14 protein-coding genes are annotated in these 19,896 nt (G+C 70.0%); 5 read left to right on the forward strand and 9 right to left on the reverse strand.

Going from position 1 to position 19,896, the window contains the following annotated elements:
* Positions 1–386: 386 nt before the first annotated feature.
* From ACYVOO_RS30405 to thyX, 3 genes are all read right to left on the reverse strand, one after another.
* Positions 387–2,072, reverse strand: a complete 1,686-nt coding sequence (locus tag ACYVOO_RS30405) for a ribonuclease J (protein ID WP_453351283.1) — start codon at positions 2,070–2,072, stop codon at positions 387–389.
* Positions 2,073–2,246: 174 nt separating this feature from the next.
* A complete protein-coding gene (dapA, locus tag ACYVOO_RS30410) occupies positions 2,247–3,146 on the reverse strand; it encodes a 4-hydroxy-tetrahydrodipicolinate synthase (protein WP_461018939.1) in 900 nt (299 codons plus the stop codon).
* A 177-nt stretch (positions 3,147–3,323) separates the two neighbouring features.
* Positions 3,324–4,061, reverse strand: coding sequence for an FAD-dependent thymidylate synthase (gene thyX / locus ACYVOO_RS30415; protein ID WP_453351281.1), 738 nt, complete (start codon positions 4,059–4,061; stop codon positions 3,324–3,326).
* A 282-nt stretch (positions 4,062–4,343) separates the two neighbouring features.
* On the opposite strand from thyX, the gene ACYVOO_RS30420 reads away from it, so the two are divergent.
* Both ACYVOO_RS30420 and ACYVOO_RS30425 read left to right on the forward strand, forming a co-directional pair.
* Positions 4,344–4,580 (forward strand): hypothetical protein, encoded by a 237-nt coding sequence (locus tag ACYVOO_RS30420; RefSeq protein WP_461018940.1) that lies wholly within the window; start codon positions 4,344–4,346, stop codon positions 4,578–4,580.
* 119 nt (positions 4,581–4,699) lie between these two features.
* Positions 4,700–5,287 (forward strand): hypothetical protein, encoded by a 588-nt coding sequence (locus tag ACYVOO_RS30425; RefSeq protein WP_461018941.1) that lies wholly within the window; start codon positions 4,700–4,702, stop codon positions 5,285–5,287.
* A gap of 108 nt (positions 5,288–5,395) precedes the next feature.
* Here ACYVOO_RS30425 and ACYVOO_RS30430 read toward each other — a convergent pair whose 3' ends face one another.
* The 6 genes from ACYVOO_RS30430 to eccD form a co-directional block, all read right to left on the reverse strand.
* The gene (locus tag ACYVOO_RS30430) at positions 5,396–5,839 is read right to left on the reverse strand and encodes a hypothetical protein (RefSeq protein WP_461018942.1); all 444 of its coding nucleotides are present in this window, start codon (positions 5,837–5,839) and stop codon (positions 5,396–5,398) included.
* A gap of 1 nt (position 5,840) precedes the next feature.
* The gene (gene dapB, locus ACYVOO_RS30435) at positions 5,841–6,593 is read right to left on the reverse strand and encodes a 4-hydroxy-tetrahydrodipicolinate reductase (protein WP_461018943.1); all 753 of its coding nucleotides are present in this window, start codon (positions 6,591–6,593) and stop codon (positions 5,841–5,843) included.
* 65 nt (positions 6,594–6,658) lie between these two features.
* Positions 6,659–8,038, reverse strand: a complete 1,380-nt coding sequence (locus ACYVOO_RS30440) for a M16 family metallopeptidase (RefSeq protein ID WP_461018944.1) — start codon at positions 8,036–8,038, stop codon at positions 6,659–6,661.
* Positions 8,035–10,263, reverse strand: coding sequence for a polyribonucleotide nucleotidyltransferase (locus ACYVOO_RS30445; RefSeq protein ID WP_461018945.1), 2,229 nt, complete (start codon positions 10,261–10,263; stop codon positions 8,035–8,037). Before ACYVOO_RS30445 ends, ACYVOO_RS30440 begins: the two co-directional genes overlap by 4 nt.
* A 285-nt stretch (positions 10,264–10,548) precedes the next feature.
* A complete protein-coding gene (gene rpsO, locus ACYVOO_RS30450) occupies positions 10,549–10,839 on the reverse strand; it encodes a 30S ribosomal protein S15 (RefSeq protein WP_453349944.1) in 291 nt (96 codons plus the stop codon).
* A 150-nt stretch (positions 10,840–10,989) separates the two neighbouring features.
* A complete protein-coding gene (gene eccD, locus ACYVOO_RS30455; protein ID WP_461018946.1) occupies positions 10,990–12,513 on the reverse strand; it encodes a type VII secretion integral membrane protein EccD in 1,524 nt (507 codons plus the stop codon).
* A 310-nt stretch (positions 12,514–12,823) separates the two neighbouring features.
* Here eccD and eccCa point away from each other — a divergent pair, with 310 nt between their 5' ends.
* From eccCa to ACYVOO_RS30470, 3 genes are all read left to right on the forward strand, one after another.
* Entirely contained in the window at positions 12,824–16,792 is a 3,969-nt protein-coding gene (gene eccCa, locus ACYVOO_RS30460; protein WP_461018947.1) for a type VII secretion protein EccCa, read from the forward strand.
* A 181-nt stretch (positions 16,793–16,973) separates the two neighbouring features.
* The gene (locus ACYVOO_RS30465; protein WP_461018948.1) at positions 16,974–17,642 is read left to right on the forward strand and encodes a hypothetical protein; all 669 of its coding nucleotides are present in this window, start codon (positions 16,974–16,976) and stop codon (positions 17,640–17,642) included.
* A gap of 11 nt (positions 17,643–17,653) precedes the next feature.
* The gene (locus ACYVOO_RS30470; RefSeq protein WP_461018949.1) at positions 17,654–19,888 is read left to right on the forward strand and encodes a hypothetical protein; all 2,235 of its coding nucleotides are present in this window, start codon (positions 17,654–17,656) and stop codon (positions 19,886–19,888) included.
* The last annotated feature ends 8 nt before the right edge of the window (positions 19,889–19,896 follow it).

The following is a 19,896-nucleotide window of genomic DNA, read 5'->3' on the forward strand; positions in this document are numbered from 1 at the left end:
CAGGAGGAGGAATAATCCCCCCGGTCCACAGCATCCTCGCTGTGTATTTCTTCAAAGGAACCCTGCCCCAACCGAACCCGGCCGGAGACGGGGTATCAACATATCTGGCGTTGACTTTTGGCACGCTGTTGAGTTCTCAAGGAACGGACGCTTCCTTTGTACTCACCCTCTCGGGCTTTCCTCCGGGCGCTTCCCTTTCGGTGTCTCCAACCTTACCAGATTCTTTTTCCGGTCCCTTCCGGGCCGATTTCCGAATTCCGGTCAAGGGCTCCCTTCGAAGCGCAGGACGCTCCGGGTTCCCCTTGCGGTGGAGCCGTAAACGTACTGGAGCGGGGCGCCGGGATGCAAATCGAGGCGCCCCGCTCCCTGTTGGTCCCTGCTGGACCTCAGACCTCGACGACCACAGGGAGGATCATCGGGCGCCGGCGGTAGTTGTCGGAGACCCACTTGCCCACCGTGCGACGGACGAGCTGCTGGAGCTGGTGGGTCTCGGCGACGCCGTCCTGGGCCGACTTGGCCAGGGCCTCGTCGATCTTCGGCATCACGTGCGCGAAGTCCGCGTCGTCGATCCCGGAGCCGCGGGACTGGATGTGGGGGCCGCCCGTGATCTTGCCCGTCGTGCTGTCGACCACCACGAAGACGGAGATGATCCCCTCGTCCCCGAGGATGCGGCGGTCCTTGAGGGAGGACTCCGTGACGTCGCCGACCGAGAGGCCGTCCACGTACACGTATCCCGCCTGGACCTTGCCGGTGATCTTGGCCTTGCCGTCGACCAGGTCCACGACGACGCCGTCCTCCGCGATGACCACGCGGTCCCTGGGGACACCCGTCTGGGCGCCCAGCTCCGCGTTGGCGCGCAGGTGGCGCCACTCGCCGTGCACGGGCATCAGGTTCTTCGGCTGGCAGATGTTGTAGAAGTACAGCAGCTCGCCCGCCGAGGCGTGGCCCGAGACGTGGACCTTCGCGTTGCCCTTGTGGATGACGTTGGCGCCCCACCGGGTCAGGCCGTTGATCACGCGGTAGACCGCGTTCTCGTTGCCCGGGATCAGGGACGACGCCAGGATCACGGTGTCACCGGCGACGATGCGGATCTGGTGGTCGCGGTTGGCCATGCGGGACAGGGCCGCCATCGGCTCGCCCTGGGAACCGGTGCAGACGAGGACCACCTCGTCGTCCGGGAGGTCGTCCAGCGCCTTGACGTCGACGACGAGACCCGCGGGGATCTTGAGGTAGCCGAGGTCGCGGGCGATCCCCATGTTGCGGACCATCGAGCGGCCGACGAAGGCCACCCGGCGTCCGTACTCGTGCGCGGCGTCCAGGATCTGCTGGATGCGGTGCACGTGGCTGGCGAAGCTCGCGACGATGATGCGTTTCTGCGCGCTCGCGAAGACCTGGCGCAGCACGTTGGAGATGTCGCGCTCGGGCGGGACGAAGCCGGGGACCTCGGCGTTCGTGGAGTCCACGAGGAGCATGTCGATGCCCTCTTCACCGAGGCGGGAGAAGGCCCGCAGGTCGGTGAGGCGCCCGTCGAGGGGAAGCTGGTCCATCTTGAAGTCGCCGGTGTGCACGACCATGCCCGCCGGGGTGCGGATGGCGACGGCCAGCGCGTCCGGGATGGAGTGGTTGACGGCGACGAACTCGCAGTCGAAGGGGCCGATGCGCTCGGTGTGCCCCTCCTCCACCTCAAGGGTGTAGGGCCTGATCCGGTGCTCCTGGAGCTTGGCCTCGATCAGGGCGAGGGTCAGCTTGGAGCCGATCAGCGGGATGTCGGGCTTTTCGCGCAGCAGGTACGGGACGCCGCCGATGTGGTCCTCGTGCCCGTGCGTCAGGACGATGCCGTCGATGTCGTCGAGGCGGTCCCGGATGGAGCTGAAGTCGGGAAGGATGAGGTCGATGCCGGGCTGCTCCTCCTCTGGGAAGAGGACGCCGCAGTCGACGATCAGCAGCCGGCCGCCGTATTCGAAGACCGTCATGTTGCGGCCGATCTCGCCCAGGCCGCCCAGCGGGGTGACCCGCAGGCCGCCTTCGGGGAGCTTGGGCGGCGGGCCCAGCTCGGGATGCGGATGACTCAAAAGACTCTCCTTTAGCACGCGCGCCACGCGCCCCTGGCCTCCGGCGTGGGGGACCGCGTGGGACACGTGGCGCGCGCGATGTTCGTGTGGCGATTCGTCTTGTCTCGAAAGTGCGTGACGCGTGAGGTCATGCACGAGCGGTGGTTCTCGGTATTCAGTTGTGAAGTCTGTGGGCTAGAGCTGTACCCCGCCGTGCGAGAGATCGTGCTTGAGCTGTTCGGTCTCCTCCGGGGACAGCTCCACCAGCGGCAGGCGCAGCGGCCCGGCGGGGAGCCCCTTCAGGGCGAGGGCTGCCTTGGTGGTGATGACGCCCTGGGTACGGAACATACCCGTGAAGACGGGGAGCAGCTTCTGGTGGATCTCGGTCGCCTTGCTGACGTCGCCCGAGACGTGCGCCTCCAGCAGGGAACGCAGCTCGGGGGTGACGAGGTGGCCGACCACCGAGACGTAGCCGACCGCGCCGACGGACAGTAGGGGGAGGTTCAGCATGTCGTCGCCGCTGTACCAGGCCAGTCCGCTGGTCGCGATGGCCCAGCTCGCGCGGCCGAGGTCGCCCTTGGCGTCCTTGTTCGCGACGATGCGGGGGTGTTCCGCCAACCGGACGATGGTCTCGGTGTTGATCGGGACGCCGGAGCGGCCGGGGATGTCGTAGAGCATGACCGGCAGGTCCGTGGAGTCCGCGATGGCGGTGAAGTGCCGCAGGAGACCCTCCTGCGGGGGCTTGCTGTAGTACGGCGTCACGGCGAGGAGGCCGTGCGCGCCCGCCTTGGCGGCGTCGCGGGCCAGTTCGAGGCTGTGTGCCGTGTCGTTCGTGCCGGCTCCGGCCACGACGTGGGCACGGTCGCCGACCGCTTCCACCACTGCCCTGACCAGTCGCGCTTTCTCCGCGTTGCTGGTCGTCGGGGACTCTCCGGTCGTGCCGTTGACGACGAGGCCGTCGTTGCCGGAGTCCACCAGATGGGCGGCGAGCCGCTGCGCGCCGTCGAGGTCGAGTGCGCCGTCCGCTGTGAACGGCGTGACCATCGCGGTCAGGACCCGCCCGAAGGGCGTCTGCGGTGTGGAGGTCGGAGCCATGGGGTCCACGCTACTCGCAGCTCACCTTCGTGTGCTCCCTCGGGGCGCTTGTGGCCCGCTGATCAGGCCAAAGGAGGCGGGGAGGGAGGGCCCGGCACTGCCTGCTCGGGGGTTCAAGCAGTGCCGGACCCGTTTGTTCAGGCTAGATGAACTTCTTGAAATGGCGCAATACGGACACTACGGAGCGACACGGCCGTTGGCGTTGAACGCGGCGTACGTGAGCGGCATCAGCCGGGCCCACTGCTCCTCCATCAGCTCGCCCACCATCTCGATCTCGCGCTGCGGGAAGGAGGGCACCTTCGCCTGCTCGTGCTGGGTGCGCAGGCCGAGGAAATGCATCAGGGAGCGGGCGTTGCATGTGGCGTACATCGAGGAGTAGAGGCCGACGGGGAGGACGGCGCGGGCGACCTCGCGGGCCACTCCGGCGCCGAGCATCTCCTCGTACGTCTCGTAGGCCCTGCGGTAGGACTCGCGCATGGCCTCGCTCGTCAGCTTGTGCTGTTCGGGTGTGCCCTCGACGAACTCGTACTTCCCCGGACGGCCCTGCTGGACGAGCTTGCGATCGGCCTCCGGGACGTAGAAGACCGGCTGGAGCTGGCGGTAGCGGCCCGACTCCTCGTTGTACGACCAGCCGACGCGGTGGCGGTGGAACTCGCGGAAGACGAAGAGGGGGGCGCTGATGAAGAAGGTCATCGAGTTGTGCTCGAAGGGGCTGCCGTGGCGGTCCCGCATCAGGTAGTTGATCAAGCCCTTGGAGCGCTCGGGGTCCTTGTGCAGTTCGTCCAGTGACTGCTCACCTGAGGTCGAGACCCGCGCCGCCCACAGCACGTCCGTGTCAGCGGCGCTGTGCTTGATCAGCTCGACGGTCATGTCACCGCGGAAGCTGGGCGCGCTCTGGTCGGGGTTGTCGGTCACTGGCGGTCCTCCACATACGTACGTCTGCCAGGGCGCGCCCAGCCTACGGCGCGCCACTGACACTCCCCCGCGACGCGCAGATGGCGCCCGCACTGGCCCAGTTGGTCCACTCTTGTTGCGACAAAAGGGACTCTCCTTGGCCATAAGTGACCCCCGGTGCCAAAGGTCGCCTTGCCACTTGATATTTTTCACACACGTCCGGTGAGCATGGGCACTGTGCCGCAGGCCCGGACGTTCCCCCCATGAGACACATCCAGATCGATTCCCTCAGGAGCCCCTGCCATGTTGCGCCGCGGAGAGACAGTCCCGTTCACCTTCCTCGCGGAGGCGGAACGGTTCCGCAGCAATGTCACCCCGCCTCCCCGGCCCCGCCGCAGCTTCGCCGAGCGAGCGGGCAGCGCCCTGTTCGGCCTCACCGTCATCGCGGGGCTGGTCGGGTCGCTGATGCTGGGAGTGCCGGCGCTCGATCCCGAGCAGCAGAACCCGCAGCGCGTGCCCGCGGCGGCCGAGGGCCGCTGACGCCGCTGACAACCGAAGGACCGGGCCGCCCGGGGTGATCACCTACCCGGGGGTGGCCCGGTCCCCGGGGCCTCGCTAACCTCACCGCTCACAGAACCAGTCGCGAGCGAGGACAAGCCGTGCCCCTGCCCTTCCTGACCGCCGACCGTGAGTCGAGCGCTCCCGCAGCCGCCGCGGACGAGACCCCGCTGCCCTACGAGGACCGTGACCACTGGCGGCGCCCCTACCGGCCTGGACCCTGGCGGGTCGCCGGAGGGGCGTTGCTGCTTCTGCTGGCCTCGTACGTGCTGATATCCGCCGTGCTCATCGGCGTCGCGGGGAACGTGTCGGGGGCCGCGGTCTGCCTGGGCATCGCCGCCCTGGTCATCGCCTTCGCGCTGCGGCTGCTGCGGATCGGCGTATGGGTCAGCGCCCACGGGCTGCGCCAGGTCGGCCTCTTCTACACGGTCACCCTCCCCTGGGCCTCGATCGCCGCCGTACGGACGGCTCAGCAGCCCGTGAAGTGGCTCGGCCTCCCGCGTACGCTCCAGGGCCAGGCCCTCAGCGTCGTGCGGACCCGCGAGGGCGCAGGCGAGGGCAAGGATGACGGCGAGGGCGAGCCCCTGCGCACGCTGCTGACCGACCACAACGCGGACTTCCTCGGCCGCCGCGAGGCGTTCGACCAGGCAGCGGACGTCATAGAGGCGTGGGCCGCCGAACCCCGCTGAGACGGCGCCCGCACGGGACGCCGCCCGTACGACGCACCGGAGGGCCGGGCCATGTCACGTGGCCCGGCCCTCCGTCGTCCAGTCGTCGTCCAGTCGTCGTCCGTCCCCTCAGCCCTCCCGGCGCCGCAGCGCGATCGCGCGCTGCATCGCCTTGCGGGCCCGCGGGGTGTCGCGGGCGTCGTGGTAGGCGACGGCCAGCCGGAACCAGGAGCGCCAGTCCTCGGGGGAGCGCTCCGTCTCGGCGCGGCGCCTGGCGAAGACCTCGTCGGCCGAGTCCCTGTCGATGCGGCCAGCGGGGGTGCGGCGCAGCTCGTCGACGGGCAGGCCGCCCTCGGCCTCCAGCTCGCGGGCCAGCCTGCCCGCGTCCCGCGCGAAGCGCGTGGTGTGCCACAGGAACCAGATCCCGATGACGGGCAGCACGAGCACGGCGGCGCCCAGGACGACCGTGACCGCCGTGCCCTGCTTGATGAGCAGCACGCCGCGGCTGCCGACCAGGACGAAGTAGACGACCAGGACGGCGGCCAGCGTGAAGTAGGTGAGTCTCGCGCGCACGTCAGTCCAGGTCGAGGAAGTGTTCGAGGCCGAACGTCAGCCCCGGTTCGGAGACGACGCGGCGCACGCCCAGCAGCACGCCCGGCATGAAGGAGCCTCGGTGCAGCGAGTCGTGCCGCACGGTCAGCGTCTCGCCCTCGTCCCCGAACAGCACCTCCTGGTGGGCGACGAGGCCGCGCAGCCGCACGGAGTGCACCGGCACCCCGTCGACGTCGGCGCCGCGCGCGCCCTCCAGTGCCGTGCTGGTCGCGTCGGGCTGCGCGCCCAGGCCAGCGGCCTCGCGGGCGCCCGCGATGAGCTGGGCCGTGCGGGCCGCGGTGCCGCTGGGCGCGTCTGCCTTGTTCGGGTGGTGCAGCTCTACGACCTCGACGGACTCGTAGAAGCGCGCGGCCTGCTGCGCGAACCGCATCATCAGGACGGCGCCGATGCCGAAGTTCGGGGCGATCAGCACACCCGTGTCCGGCGAGTCGGCGAGCCAGCCGCGCAGTGCCGTCAGGCGCTCGTCGGACCAGCCCGTGGTGCCGACGACGCCGTGGATGCCGTGGGAGACGCAGAACTCCAGGTTCTCCATCACCGAGTCGGGGGTGGTGAGGTCCACCGCGACCTGGGCGCCCGCCTCGGTCAGCGCGGTCAGCGAGTCGCCGCGGCCCAGGGCCGCCACCAGCTCCAGGTCGTCGGCGGCCTCCACGGCCCGTACGGCCTCGGAGCCCATCCGGCCCCTGGCGCCGAGGACGGCTACGCGCAGCTTGCTCATGGAATCGTTCCTTCGGGGAGGTGCGGGAAAGGTGGGGCGGCGAGGGCGCGCTGCGGCCCGCGCGCTCAGGCGACCGCCTCGTGCAGATGGGCCGCCTGGCGGTCGCTGAGCGCTCCGATCGCGGCGACGGAGGGGCGCTGGCCCAGGACGTCGGCCGCGACGGAGCGGATGTCGTCCGGGGTGACGGCGGAGATCTTCGCCAGCATGTCGTCGACGCTCATCTGCTCGCCCCAGCACAGCTCGCTCTTGCCCAGCCGGTGCATCAGCGCGCCCGTGTCCTCCAGGCCGAGGACCGTCGAGCCCGAGAGCTGGCCGACGGCGCGCCGCAGCTCGTCGTCGGTGATGCCGTGCGCGGCGACCTGGTCCAGCTCCTCGCGGCAGATCTTCAGCACGTCGGGGACCTGGCTGGGGCGGCAGCCCGCGTACACGCCGAAGAGGCCGCAGTCGGCGAATCCGGAGGTGTAGGAGTACGTGCTGTAGGCCAGCCCGCGCTTCTCGCGGATCTCCTGGAAGAGGCGCGAGCTCATGCCGCCGCCGAGAGCCGCGCTCAGCACGCCGAGCGCCCAGCGGCGCTCGTCGTTGCGGGAGACGCCGGGCATGCCCAGGACGATGTGGGCCTGTTCGGTGCTCCGGTCGAGCAGTTCGACGCGGCCCGAAGCGCGTATCGCCCGGCTGCCGGAGCGGGGCCCGACGGGCTCGCCCTCCGTACGGTCCAGGGCTCCCGCGCGCTCGAAGGCCGCGCGGACCTGGCGCACCACGGTGGCGTGGTCCACGTTCCCGGCCGCGGCGACCACGAGGTGCGTCGGGTCGTAGTGCTTCTTGTAGAAGCGCGCGATGCGGTCGCGGGTGAGCGCGTTGACGGTGTCGACGGTGCCCAGGACGGGGCGGCCCAGCGGGGAGTCGCCGAGCATGGTGCTCGCGAACAGGTCGTGGACGCAGTCGCCCGGATCGTCCTCGGTCATCGCGATCTCTTCGAGGATGACGCCGCGCTCGGCGTCCACCTCGGAGGGGTCGATGACGGACCCGGTGAGCATGTCGCACACCACGTCGATGGCCAGCGGCAGATCGGTGTCCAGGACACGGGCGTAGTAGCAGGTGAACTCCTTCGCGGTGAAGGCGTTCATCTCGCCGCCGACGGCGTCCAGCGTCGCCGAGATGTCCAGGGCGCTGCGGCGCTCGGTGCCCTTGAAGAGCAGGTGCTCGAGGTAGTGCGTGGCGCCGTTCAGGGACGGGGACTCGTCGCGGGAGCCGACGTGCGCCCAGATGCCGAAGGTGGCCGAGCGCACCGTCGGCAGGGTCTCGGTGACCACGCGCAGGCCGCCGGGCAAGACGGTCTTGCGGACGGTTCCCACGCCGTTCTCGCCCTTCAGGAGCGTCTTGGTACGGGCGACGGCCCGCCCCTCCGTTGCGGTGGGGCGGGCCGTCGTACGGGGCGTGCGTGTCACTGGTCGGACTCGCCGCCGTCCTTCTCGGCGCTGTCGCCGCTCTCCTCGTCGTCCATGACGGGGATCAGGGAGAGCTTGCCGCGCTGGTCGATCTCGGCGATCTCGACCTGGACCTTCTGGCCGACGCCGAGGACGTCCTCGACGTTCTCGACGCGCTTGCCGCCCGCGAGCTTGCGGATCTGCGAGATGTGCAGCAGACCGTCCTTGCCGGGCAGCAGCGAGACGAAGGCACCGAAGGTGGTGGTCTTCACGACCGTGCCAAGGTAGCGCTCGCCGACCTCGGGCATCGTCGGGTTGGCGATGCCGTTGATCGTGGAGCGCGCTGCCTCGGCGGCCGGGCCGTCGGCGGCACCGATGTAGATGGTGCCGTCGTCCTCAATCGTGATGTCGGCGCCGGTGTCCTCCTGGATCTGGTTGATCATCTTGCCCTTGGGGCCGATGACCTCGCCGATCTTGTCCACGGGGATCTTGACGGTGATGATCCGCGGGGCGTTGGGGGACATCTCGTCCGGGACGTCGATGGCCTCGTTCATCACGTCCAGGATGTGCAGACGCGCGTCGCGGGCCTGCTTGAGGGCCGCGGCGAGAACGGAGGCCGGGATGCCGTCCAGCTTGGTGTCGAGCTGGAGGGCGGTCACGAACTGGCGCGTACCGGCGACCTTGAAGTCCATGTCGCCGTAGGCGTCCTCCGCACCGAGGATGTCGGTGAGGGTGACGTAGTGCGTCTCGCCCTCGATCTCCTTGGAGATGAGGCCCATGGCGATACCGGCGACGGGGGCCTTGAGCGGCACACCGGCGTTCAGCAGCGACATGGTGGAGGCGCAGACCGAGCCCATCGAGGTGGAGCCGTTGGAGCCCAGCGCCTCGGAGACCTGGCGGATGGCGTAGGGGAACTCCTCGCGCGTGGGCAGCACCGGCACGAGCGCGCGCTCGGCGAGTGCTCCGTGGCCGATCTCGCGGCGCTTCGGGGAGCCGACGCGGCCGGTCTCACCGGTGGAGTAGGGCGGGAAGTTGTAGTTGTGCATGTAGCGCTTGCGCGTCACCGGCGAGAGGGTGTCGAGCTGCTGCTCCATGCGGAGCATGTTCAGCGTGGTGACGCCCAGGATCTGGGTCTCGCCGCGCTCGAACAGGGCGGAGCCGTGCACCCGCGGGATCGCCTCGACCTCGGCGGCGAGCGTACGGATGTCCGTGACGCCGCGGCCGTCGATGCGCTTCTTCTCCTTGATGACGCGCTCACGGACCAGTTCCTTGGTCAGCGAGCGGTACGCCGCGGAGATCTCCTTCTCGCGCCCCTCGAACTGCGGGAGCAGCTTCTCGGCGGCCAGGCCCTTGACGCGGTCCAGCTCGGCCTCGCGCTCCTGCTTGCCCGCGATGGTGAGGGCCTGGGCCAGCTCGTCGCGGACGGCGGTGGTGAGCGCCTCCAGGACGTCGTCCTGGTGGTCCAGGAAGACGGGGAACTCACCGGTCGGCTTGGCGGCCTTCGCTGCGAGGTCGGCCTGGGCCTTGCACAGCACCTTGATGAAGGGCTTCGCGGCGTCCAGACCGGCGGCGACGACCTCCTCGGTCGGCGCCTCGGCGCCGCCCTTGACCAGCTCGATGGTCTTCTCGGTGGCCTCGGCCTCGACCATCATCACCGCGACGTCGCCGTCGGGCAGCACACGGCCTGCGACGACCATGTCGAAGACGGCGTCCTCCAGCTCGGTGTGGGTCGGGAAGGCGACCCACTGGCCCTTGATGAGGGCGACGCGGGTGCCGCCGATCGGGCCCGAGAAGGGCAGGCCAGCGAGCTGCGTGGAGCAGGACGCGGCGTTGATCGCGACGACGTCGTAGAGGTGCTCGGGGTTGAGCGCCATGATCGTCTCGACGATCTGGATCTCGTTGCGCAGGCCCTTCTTGAAGGACGGGCGCAGCGGGCGGTCGATGAGACGGCAGGTGAGGATCGCGTCCTCGGAGGGCCTGCCCTCACGGCGGAAGAAGGAGCCGGGGATCTTCCCGGCCGAGTACATCCGCTCCTCGACGTCGACGGTCAGCGGGAAGAAGTCGAGCTGATCCTTCGGCTGCTTGGAAGCGGTGGTGGCCGACAGCACCATGGTGTCGTCGTCCAGATACGCCACGGCGGAGCCTGCGGCCTGCTTGGCGAGGCGGCCCGTCTCGAAGCGGATGGTGCGGGTGCCGAAGGCGCCGTTGTCGATGACGGCCTCGGCGTAGTGGGTCTCGTTCTCCACCAGGAATATCTCCTCGTCTGCGTCCGTCGCCCGTGTGGCGGCGGACCGTCTTGGCGAGGCGCTCCCTGTGCGGGCCGGTCTTCGATCGAAGCACCCGGATCGATGTGTCGTCCGGGGGCCACTACCGAGGACCGGCGACGGGCGGGGCGCCCGGCCTCTCTTCTGTGTATGCCGTTGTATGGCGTTGTGGGACCCAGACTACAAACCTTCCGCGTCCCACGAGGTGTGCCGAGTACGGCGAAGGGAGCGGTCCCCGTCAGCGGGAACCGCTCCCTCCATCCTGTCTCAGCGGGCGCCGGCCGCGCCACGGCGGATGCCGAGGCGGTCGACCAGAGCGCGGAAGCGCTGGATGTCCTTCTTCGCCAGGTACTGCAGCAGGCGGCGGCGCTGGCCGACCAGGAGCAGCAGGCCACGGCGGGAGTGGTGGTCGTGCTTGTGGGTCTTGAGGTGCTCGGTCAGGTCCGAGATGCGACGCGAGAGCAGGGCGACCTGGACCTCGGGAGAGCCGGTGTCACCCTCCTTGGTGGCGAACTCGGACATGATCTGCTTCTTGGTCGCGGCATCGAGAGACGACACTGGTGCTCCTAGGGTTTCCTCGCCGCCGAGCGCCCCTGGTCTGCTTCACAGGGGTCACTTCCGGTACTCGGGGGCCTGACCAGCCTACCAGCGCGCGAAAGGGCGGCCTACCGCGGTGCGCGGCGGGCCGCCCTGCCGGCGGGTCCGAGGCTAGCTGGTCATGGCGCGGGCCGCGCTGTAGACGTCCATCACGGCCAGGCAGAGGGGGAGCAGCGAGAGCAGCACGAACGTCTCGAAGATCTCCAGGAAGCGGCCCCAGAACGGGGTGACGCCCTTGCGCGGGACGATCAGGCCGATGGCGGTGATCAGGGCTGCGGCCCCGGCGGTCGCAGCGGTCAGCCAGATGGTGCGGATGTCGAGCGCGGTCCTGTCGCCCGTGCGCAGCTCCTGGAGCACCTCGACCGGCGGGTTGAGGGAGAGGCCGAGCCCGAGCAGCGTCAGCGCGACGAGGCCGGCGACGAGGGCGCAGCTCACCTGCGAGGTGTAGCGGAAGAGGCGGGCGCGCAGCAGCATCGCGATGCCGGTGGCGAGCGCCAGCAACTGGCCCCAGCCCGAGTCGGCGAAGGCGAGCACGGCGGTGGCGCCGACGACGACGGCCGCGCAGCCGCCGACGAGGCCGACGAGCATCTCGTGGCCGCGGCGGGCCTGGCCCGCGATGCGCTCGGCGTCGACCGGTCCCTGGGTCTCGGGCGTCGCGTCCGGGTCGGTGTCGTAGCTGACGGTGCCGGTGCGCGGGGCCTCGTAGCCGATGGGGAGGCGGGCGAAGCGCGCGGAGAGGCCGGGCAGGAAGGCGATGGCGCCGACCGCGAGGGGTGCGCAGATGGAGGCCGACTCGACGGCCTCGATGTCGGTGACGATGCCCACGAAGGTGATGAGGGTGCCGACGGCGGCGGTGAAGGCCGCCGCGACGAAGGGGCCGTCGCCGCTGGGCGTCGCCGCGATGAGGATGACGGAGACGAGGAGGACGGCCACGCAGGCGAACAGGAACTGGAGCCTGCCGACGCCCTGGTGCTCCTGGAGGGGCAGCAGCCCCGAGCCCGCGATCGCGACGTGCGGCATCGCGCCGAGCCCGAGGGCGATGGCGGAGGCGCGGTCGTCGTAGACCCTGGCCCGTACGGCGGCGAGCGCGACGAGCAGGACGCCCGCGACGGTGGCGAGGATGCCGGGCAGGCTGTGCATGTCGTGCTTGACGGGGTCCGCGAACCACAGGACGAAGGCCATCAGCACCAGCAGCACGCTGCCGCCGATGAGCCCGGCCCCGCGCATCAGGCCGTCGGACCACAGCTTGCGGTCGCGGGTGACGGCGGAGGCGACGGCGTCCGAGACGTCGTCGAAGACGGCGGGCGGCAGCGACTCGGCGAAGGGGCGGAGGCTGAGGACCTCGCCGTCGTGGATGCGCTGCGCGATGAAGGAGCGGGAGCCGTCGAGGACGGTGCCGTCGCGGCGTACGAGGTGGTAGCCGACGGGGGCGCCCTCGGCCGGGGTCTGCCCGGAGAGGCGGAGGATCTCCGGGTAGAGGTCGGCGACCGGGATGTCCTCGGGCAGGGCCACGTCGATGCGGCTGTCGGGCGCGACGATGGTGACCCGGCAGAAGCCGTTGCCTGGCGCGGCGCCGAACGCGGTACCGGTCCGCTGACCGGATCCCGTGGCCGCTGCTGAGGCCGTCGTACTCACCTGTGAATCCCCCTCGTAGGCCGTTCCTGGCGGGCCGGCTGGACACATGGGCGCGGAATGAACACGCGATGCGCACCGGACGCACACGTATTCGCCACCGCGTTCGTCACCTCGCCGGTGCCTCGTCGGCACCTCCTCGGCGTCAACGCCGTGCGGCGGTCTTCATTCGCTGGTGCGCACACATCGCGCGACACCCTACCGCTCCCCGGTCACACGCACTGCCAGTAGGATCACCTCGCGCGGATGGAGTCCGTCGCCACGGGGGCGCCGGAGACGAACTGTCCCGTCCGTACGAGGGAATTGGTGCGCAGTGAGCCAGATCGTCGTCAAACGTCAGCCCCGGGCTCTTCCCCCTGACGTACCCAGCGAAGAGCTGATGCTCGAACCTCCGCCCGAGCTGCCGCGCGGGCAGCAGGAGGGCATGGCGATGCAGCTCCTGCCCATGCTCGGCATGGGCGGTTCCGTCGTCTTCTTCTTCATGCCGAACGCGCACCCCTTCATGCGCATCATGGGCATCGTGATGGTCGCCTCCACGGTGGCCATGGCCATCGCCATGATCATTCGCTATCGCAGGGGCACACAGGGTGAGATGTCGCAAATGCGGCGCGACTACCTCAAGTACCTCGCGCAGACCCGGCGGAAGATCCGCAAGACCGCGCGCAAGCAGCGCGACGCGCAGTTCTATCTGCACCCGGCGCCCGAGCAGCTGTGGTCGCTGGTCGCCGAGGGCAGCCGCGTGTGGGAGCGGCGCGCTGGCGACGACGACTTCGGCCAGGTGCGCATCGGCCTCGGCGCACAGCAGCTCGCGACCCCTCTCATCGCGCCCGAGACGGCCCCCGTGGACGAGCTGGAGCCGCTGACGGCGGGCGCGATGCACCAGTTCCTCAACACGCACGGCACCCTCGAGGGCCTGCCGATGGCGGTCTCGCTGCGCGCCTTCTACCACATGACCGTGAGCGGCGAGCCCGAGGCGGTGCGGGGCTCGGCCCGCGCGCTGGTGGCCTCGCTGGCCTCGCTGCACTCCCCCGACGACCTCGTGATCGCCATCGCCGCGGGCCGCGGCGGCCTCCCGCGCTGGGAGTGGGCGAAGTGGCTGCCGCATGTGCAGGCCCCGGGCACGACGGACGGCGCCGGGACGCGGCGGCTGATCGCGGACCACGCGATGGAGCTGGAGGAGCTGCTGGCGGCGCGCCTGGAGGGGCGGCCCCGGTTCAACGCGGGCGGCCAGCCGCTGCTGGAGCAGCCGCACGTGCTCGTCGTCCTCGACGGTGCCACGGTGCCGCCGGGGTCGATGCTGGCGGCGCCCGAGGGGCTCCAGGGCGTGACCGTCCTGGAGGTCGTCCCCGGTGACATGGAGGCCGCGCGGGGCGGCCTGTCCGCCGTCGTACGCGCGGGTGCGCTGCAACTGGAGTCCGGGCACGGGCTCGTGTACGACGGTGTGCCCGACTTCCTCTCGTACGAGGCGGCCGAGGCGCTGGCCCGGCAGCTCGCGCCGATGCGCATGGGGACGGGCGGCGACGACGACGAGCCGCTGCTGGCGAACCTGGAGTTCACGGACCTGCTGGCGCTGGGCGACGCCGCCTCCGTCGACGTCTCGCGCACCTGGCGCCCCCGCTCGCAGGCGGAGCGGCTGCGGGTGCCGATCGGCGTCGGCGAGGACGGCCAGCCCGTGATGCTGGACCTCAAGGAGGCGGCGCAGGACGGCATGGGCCCGCACGGCCTGTGCGTCGGCGCCACCGGTTCCGGCAAGTCGGAGCTGCTGCGCACGCTCGTGCTCGGCCTGGCCGTCACACACTCCTCCGAGACGCTGAACTTCGTCCTCGCTGACTTCAAGGGCGGCGCGACCTTCGCGGGGATGTCGCAGATGCCGCACGTCGCGGCCGTCATCACCAACCTCGCCGACGACCTGACGCTGGTCGACCGCATGGGCGACTCCATCCGCGGCGAGCTGAACCGCCGCCAGGAGATGCTGCGCGACGCGGGCAACTACGCCAACATCCACGACTACGAGAAGGCGCGCGCGGCGGGCGCCCCGCTCACGCCGATCCCCTCGCTGGTGCTGGTCATCGACGAGTTCTCCGAACTCCTCACCGCCAAGCCCGACTTCATCGACATGTTCATCCAGATCGGCCGCATCGGCCGTTCGCTGGGCGTCCATCTGCTGCTGGCCTCGCAGCGCCTGGAGGAGGGGCGGCTGCGCGGTCTGGAGACGTATCTGTCCTACCGCGTGGGTCTGCGCACCTTCTCCGCCGCCGAGTCGCGCGCGGCGCTGGGCGTCCCCGACGCGTACCACCTGCCGTCGGTCCCCGGTTCCGGCTATCTGAAGTTCGGCACGGACGAGATGACGCGCTTCAAGGCCGCCTACGTCTCCGGTGTCTACCGCTCCGGCGCCGACCGCGAGCTGACGCCGAGCGGGCCGCTGCCCGTCGACCGCCGCCCCGTGCTGTTCACCGCGGCGCCCGTGGCCGTCCAGCACCTCGCGCCCGACCCGGAGACGGCGGGCGTGCCGGGGGCCAGGCGGCCCGAGGACGACGCGCTGGCCGACACCGTGCTCGACGTCATCGTGCGCCGCCTGGAGGGCCAGGGCACCCCGGCCCACCAGGTGTGGCTGCCGCCGCTGGACAGCGCGGCGCCGCTGGACGAGCTGCTGCCGGGGCTCGCGCCCGTCGAGGGGCGCGGCCTGACGCAGCCCGACTATCCGCGCCTTGGCCGTCTCGTGGTCCCGCTGGGCCTGGTCGACAAGCCCTTCGAGCAGCGCCGCGACCCCCTCTACCGCGACTTCTCCGGCGCCGCAGGGCACATGCTCGTCATCGGCGGCCCGCAGTCGGGCAAGTCCACGCTGATGCGCACCCTGGTCTCCGCCTTCGCGCTGACCCACACCCCGTACGAGGTCCAGTTCTACGGTCTGGACTTCGGCGGTGGCGGCATGTCGGCCGTCTCGGAGCTGCCGCACGTGGGCGGTGTGGCCTCCCGTCTCGACCCGGAGCGCGTGCGCCGTACCGTCGCCGAGGTCTACGGCATCCTGACCCGCCGCGAGGAGTACTTCCGCGCCAACGGCATCGACTCCATCGCCACCTACCGGCGCCGCCGCTCGCGCGGTGAGATCACGGACCAGCCGTGGGGCGACGTCTTCCTCCTCGTGGACGGCTGGGCCAACTTCCGCAACGACTACGAGGGCCTGGACCAGGTCATCACCGACATCGCGGCCCGTGGCCTGGGCTACGGCATCCACGTCGTCATCACGGCCTCGCGGAGCCTGGAGGTGCGCGCGGCGCTCAAGGACCACCTCATGAACCGGCTGGAGCTGCGGCTCGGCGACACCATGGACTCGGAGTTCGACCGCAAGGTCGCCGCGAACGTCCCGGCCGGTGTGCCGGGGCGCGGCCAGACCCCGGACAAGCTCCACTTCATGGCGGCCGTGCCCCGTATCGACGGCATCCACTCGGACGACGAGCTGTCCGAGGCCACCACCGCGCTCAACCAGGCCGTGGCCCGGCACTGGACGGGCCCGGCGGCGCCCGCTGTGCGGCTGCTGCCCCGCGAGCTGCCCGCGCACCAGCTGCCGGGCGGCGGCGACCACCCGGAGCGCGGCGTCGCCTTCGCCATCGACGAGAACAACCTGGAGCCGGTCTTCGTCGACTTCGAGACCGACCCCTTCTTCCTCGTCTTCGGCGAGAGCGAGTCGGGCAAGACGGGGCTGCTGCGGCTGCTGGCCAAGCAGATCTCGGAGCGGTACGACGCCAACGACGCGAAGATCGTCGTCGGCGACTACCGGCGCTCCCTGCTGAGCGCGATCCCCGAGTCGCACCTGCTGGAGTACGCGCCGATGTCCAACTCCATGGAGGCGCACATGAGCGCGCTCCAGGACCTGATGAACCGCAGGGCCCCGGCGCAGGACGTCACTCCGCAGCAGCTCCGGGACCGCAGCTGGTGGTCCGGGCCGACGATCTTCGTGATCGTCGACGACTACGAGCTGGTCGCCACCTCCAGCGGCAACCCGCTCTCGGTCCTCGCGGAGAACCTGCCGTTCGCCCGCGACGTGGGCGTCCGCTTCATCATCGCCCGCAGCGCCGCCGGTGCCTCGCGCTCGATGTTCGAGCCGTTCATGCAGCGCATCAAGGAGCTGGGCGCGCAGGGCGTGGTGCTCTCCGGCGACCCGGGCGAGGGCGACCTGCTGGGCAACGTACGGCCCCGGCCGATGCCGCAGGGGCGGGGCTTCTTCGTCTCCCGTAAGCGGGGGACGCCACTCGTCCAGCTCGGGTGGCTGCCCGACCGCTGACGGTCTGACGATCGCCAAAGTGGGGCGCCTCCCCAGGCGCCCCACTGCTAACTTGGCTGCCTTGTGCATCGGTCGCACCGGTTGCGTCGACGGCATCGGCCGCAACAGTCGCATCGGTGGCATTGGTGGCATTGGTGGCATCGGGGCGAAAGCCCCGGCCGGGTCACAGAACGGGGAACGCATGTCATTCGAGAACGAATGGGCGGAGCACAAGACCGCCGCAGGCTCGCAGGGCGACAGCACGAGCATGCGGCTCAACCAGGCGGACGGTGGCGGCGGCCCCGGCCCCGTGGCGCCGGGCACCGGCGTCCTGGCGACGGCTCCGGAGCAGAAGAAGAAGGCCGCCTCCTACATCGAGAAGACCCTCGCGCCCGCAGCCAAGAGCGCGAGCACCATGGCGGACGCCGACTCCGGCGTCGTCGCGGGCGGCGGCATGGTCGGGCCGCTCCTGGACTCGCTGCTCACCCCCTCGCAGAAGCCGCAGTGGCACCCCCCGATGGTGGCCCCCGGCACAGGGCCGGGCGGTGGCGGCGCGGGTGAGTTCAACGACTGGCAGACCAAGACCGGGCTCAACGAGGCGATGACGGCCTGGGAGCGCCAGGTCGGCAATCTGCTGGGCAGGCTGACGTCGTACATGTCGTCGCTGCGCAGCGCCAACAACCTCTACGGGCTCAACGACGGCCTCATCGGCAACCAGTTCCTGCTGCCCGGCGCGAACGGGCAGAACGGGCAGTACGGCCAGAACAACGGCCTCGTCCCGCCCGTCGACGGCACTCCCCCGCTGCTCCTGAATCCCAACGCGCCCACGTCCACCAACACCGTGCCCCGCAGCGGCATAGCGGACTACTGAGGAGTTCGGCCATGCCGCTCACGTATCACGACGTCATGACCACGAAGTTCAGCACGCTCAAGGACGCCGCCGGGTCATGGCGGAAGATGGGCACCCGCTTCGGCGAACTCCAAACGGACTTCGACACCAACGTCCTGAAGGTCATCGGTGACAGCGCCTGGCGCGGCGAAGGCTTCACGGCCGCGTTCAGCCAGTCCGGGATCATCCGCCAGGAATTCATCGCGGCCAAGGCCGAGGCCCAGGCCATCGCCCAGATCCTCGACGAGGCATTCACCCAGTTCGACGCCTTCAAGACGGCCATCGACAAGGTCGTCAAGGAGGCCGAGAGCAAGGGCTACAAGGTCAACGCGCAGACCGGCGAGGTCACCTACGACTGGGACTCGCTGACGCCCGAGGAGAACCGGGCGATGAAGAACGACCCGGAGAACGGGCGCATCATCGCGCAGGCGGAACGGGACTTCACCCAGAACATCAAGACCCTCGTCGGGCAGGTCGACGACGCCGACCACGGCGTGAAGCTGGCCCTGAAGACCGCCACGGTCGACAAGGACGGCAAGGGCGCCACGGACGGCTTCAACAGCGCCGCCGAGGGCGACATGGAGAAGGTCGAGGCGAACCGCGCCAAGGACCTGGCGACGAAGCTGAACTCCGGCGACGACCTGTCCGCGACCGAGACGGCCGAGCTGCGGCGCCTCATGCGGGACAACTCGGACGACAAGGCGTTCTCCCAGACCCTGCTGAACGGCCTGGGCGCCGAGCGCACCCTGGAGCTGGGCAACAAGCTGCGCGGCATGGGCAAGGACGGCGACGAGGTCGAGAAGGGCCTGGCAGAGTCGATCGCGACCGCGACGAGGGTGCCCAAGTCGGTGGCCGAGATGCCCGTCGGCTCCGAGGAGTACAAGACCTGGCTCAACAGCGCCGACGGCAAGTTCAACAAGGACTTCATGGCCGACCTGGAGAAGGTCGGCACCAAGAACTTCGGCAGCAACACCGAGCCCGTCTACGGCTACCAGGCGCTCGTGACCACGATGAAGCAGGGCGGCAAGTACGACGACCAGTTCCTGCACGCCCTGGGCAACGACATCATCGAGGCCGAGAAGAAGAAGCCCGACCTGTGGGACATCTGGAACGGCAAGCCGGTGCAGCGTGGCGTCGAGCACGACCCGCTCGACGGGGTGCTCGGCATCATGAGCAAGGACCCGGAGGCGTCCACCGCCTATCTGGACCCGAAGCAGAGCGACCATCTGAAGTACCTGCTCAAGGACCGTGACTGGCCCGACTACCTCATGAACGGTCCGGGCGCGGCGCCCAAGGAGATGGACGCCATGAGCGACCTCTACAACCAGAAGGGGCTGGGCGCTGCGCTGGAGTCGGCCGCCACGGGGTACGCGCCGGGCACCCAGCACCCGATGGGCGCGCACACCGAGTCGCAGGCCCGCATCATGCACGACACGATCGGGCTGCTGAACGAGTCGGGCCACGCCGAGAAGATGCCCCCGAACCTCCGGGCACCGCTCGCGCACATGCTGACCGACTACACGCCCGACACCCACGAGATCCTGGGCCGCGACAACGTCGACTACCAGAACCACGCGGAGGGCGGCGGCGTCTGGAACGACGGGCCCGGCGGCGCCAGCATGGCGGTGAAGGAAGAGGACCTGGTCAAGGTCATGCGCGGCATCGCGGACGACCCCGCGGCGTACGGGCAGATGTACCGGGCCGAGAAGGAGTACTCCCTCGACCTCTTCTCCAGCATGCCGAACGACAACAAGCACGACGACACGGTGGTCCCCGTCAAGAAGACCTCGTCGGCGATCGGCATGTACGACGGCGTCCTCGCGGACATCACCTTCGACAAGCGGGACACCATCAACCAGTACGCGTTCGACTTCAACCACGCGGTGACGTCCTCGACCGGTGTGGTCATGGACTTCACTCCGGCCAAGTACCTGCCTCCCGTCGACATCGCCAACCGTGCGCTGGACTTCGCGATGTACGACTACACGCTGGACATGCGCAAGGAAGCGGGCATGGAGGCCACGAAGGAGAACGGCCAGAAGTTCGACGCCGGGCAGCACAACATCTCCAACATGATCGCCGCGTGGTCGGAGACCCACACCGACCCCGAGACCGGCAAGCCGCGCGAGGGCAGTGACAACTGGACCACCGCGCTGATCAAGGAAGGCGAGACGGAGTACCGGGGCGGCAGGGACGACGCGCTGAGCTGGCTCCGCTCGGAGTGGTGAGTGCGGTC

The sequence above is a fragment of the Streptomyces daliensis genome (genome assembly GCF_054782395.1).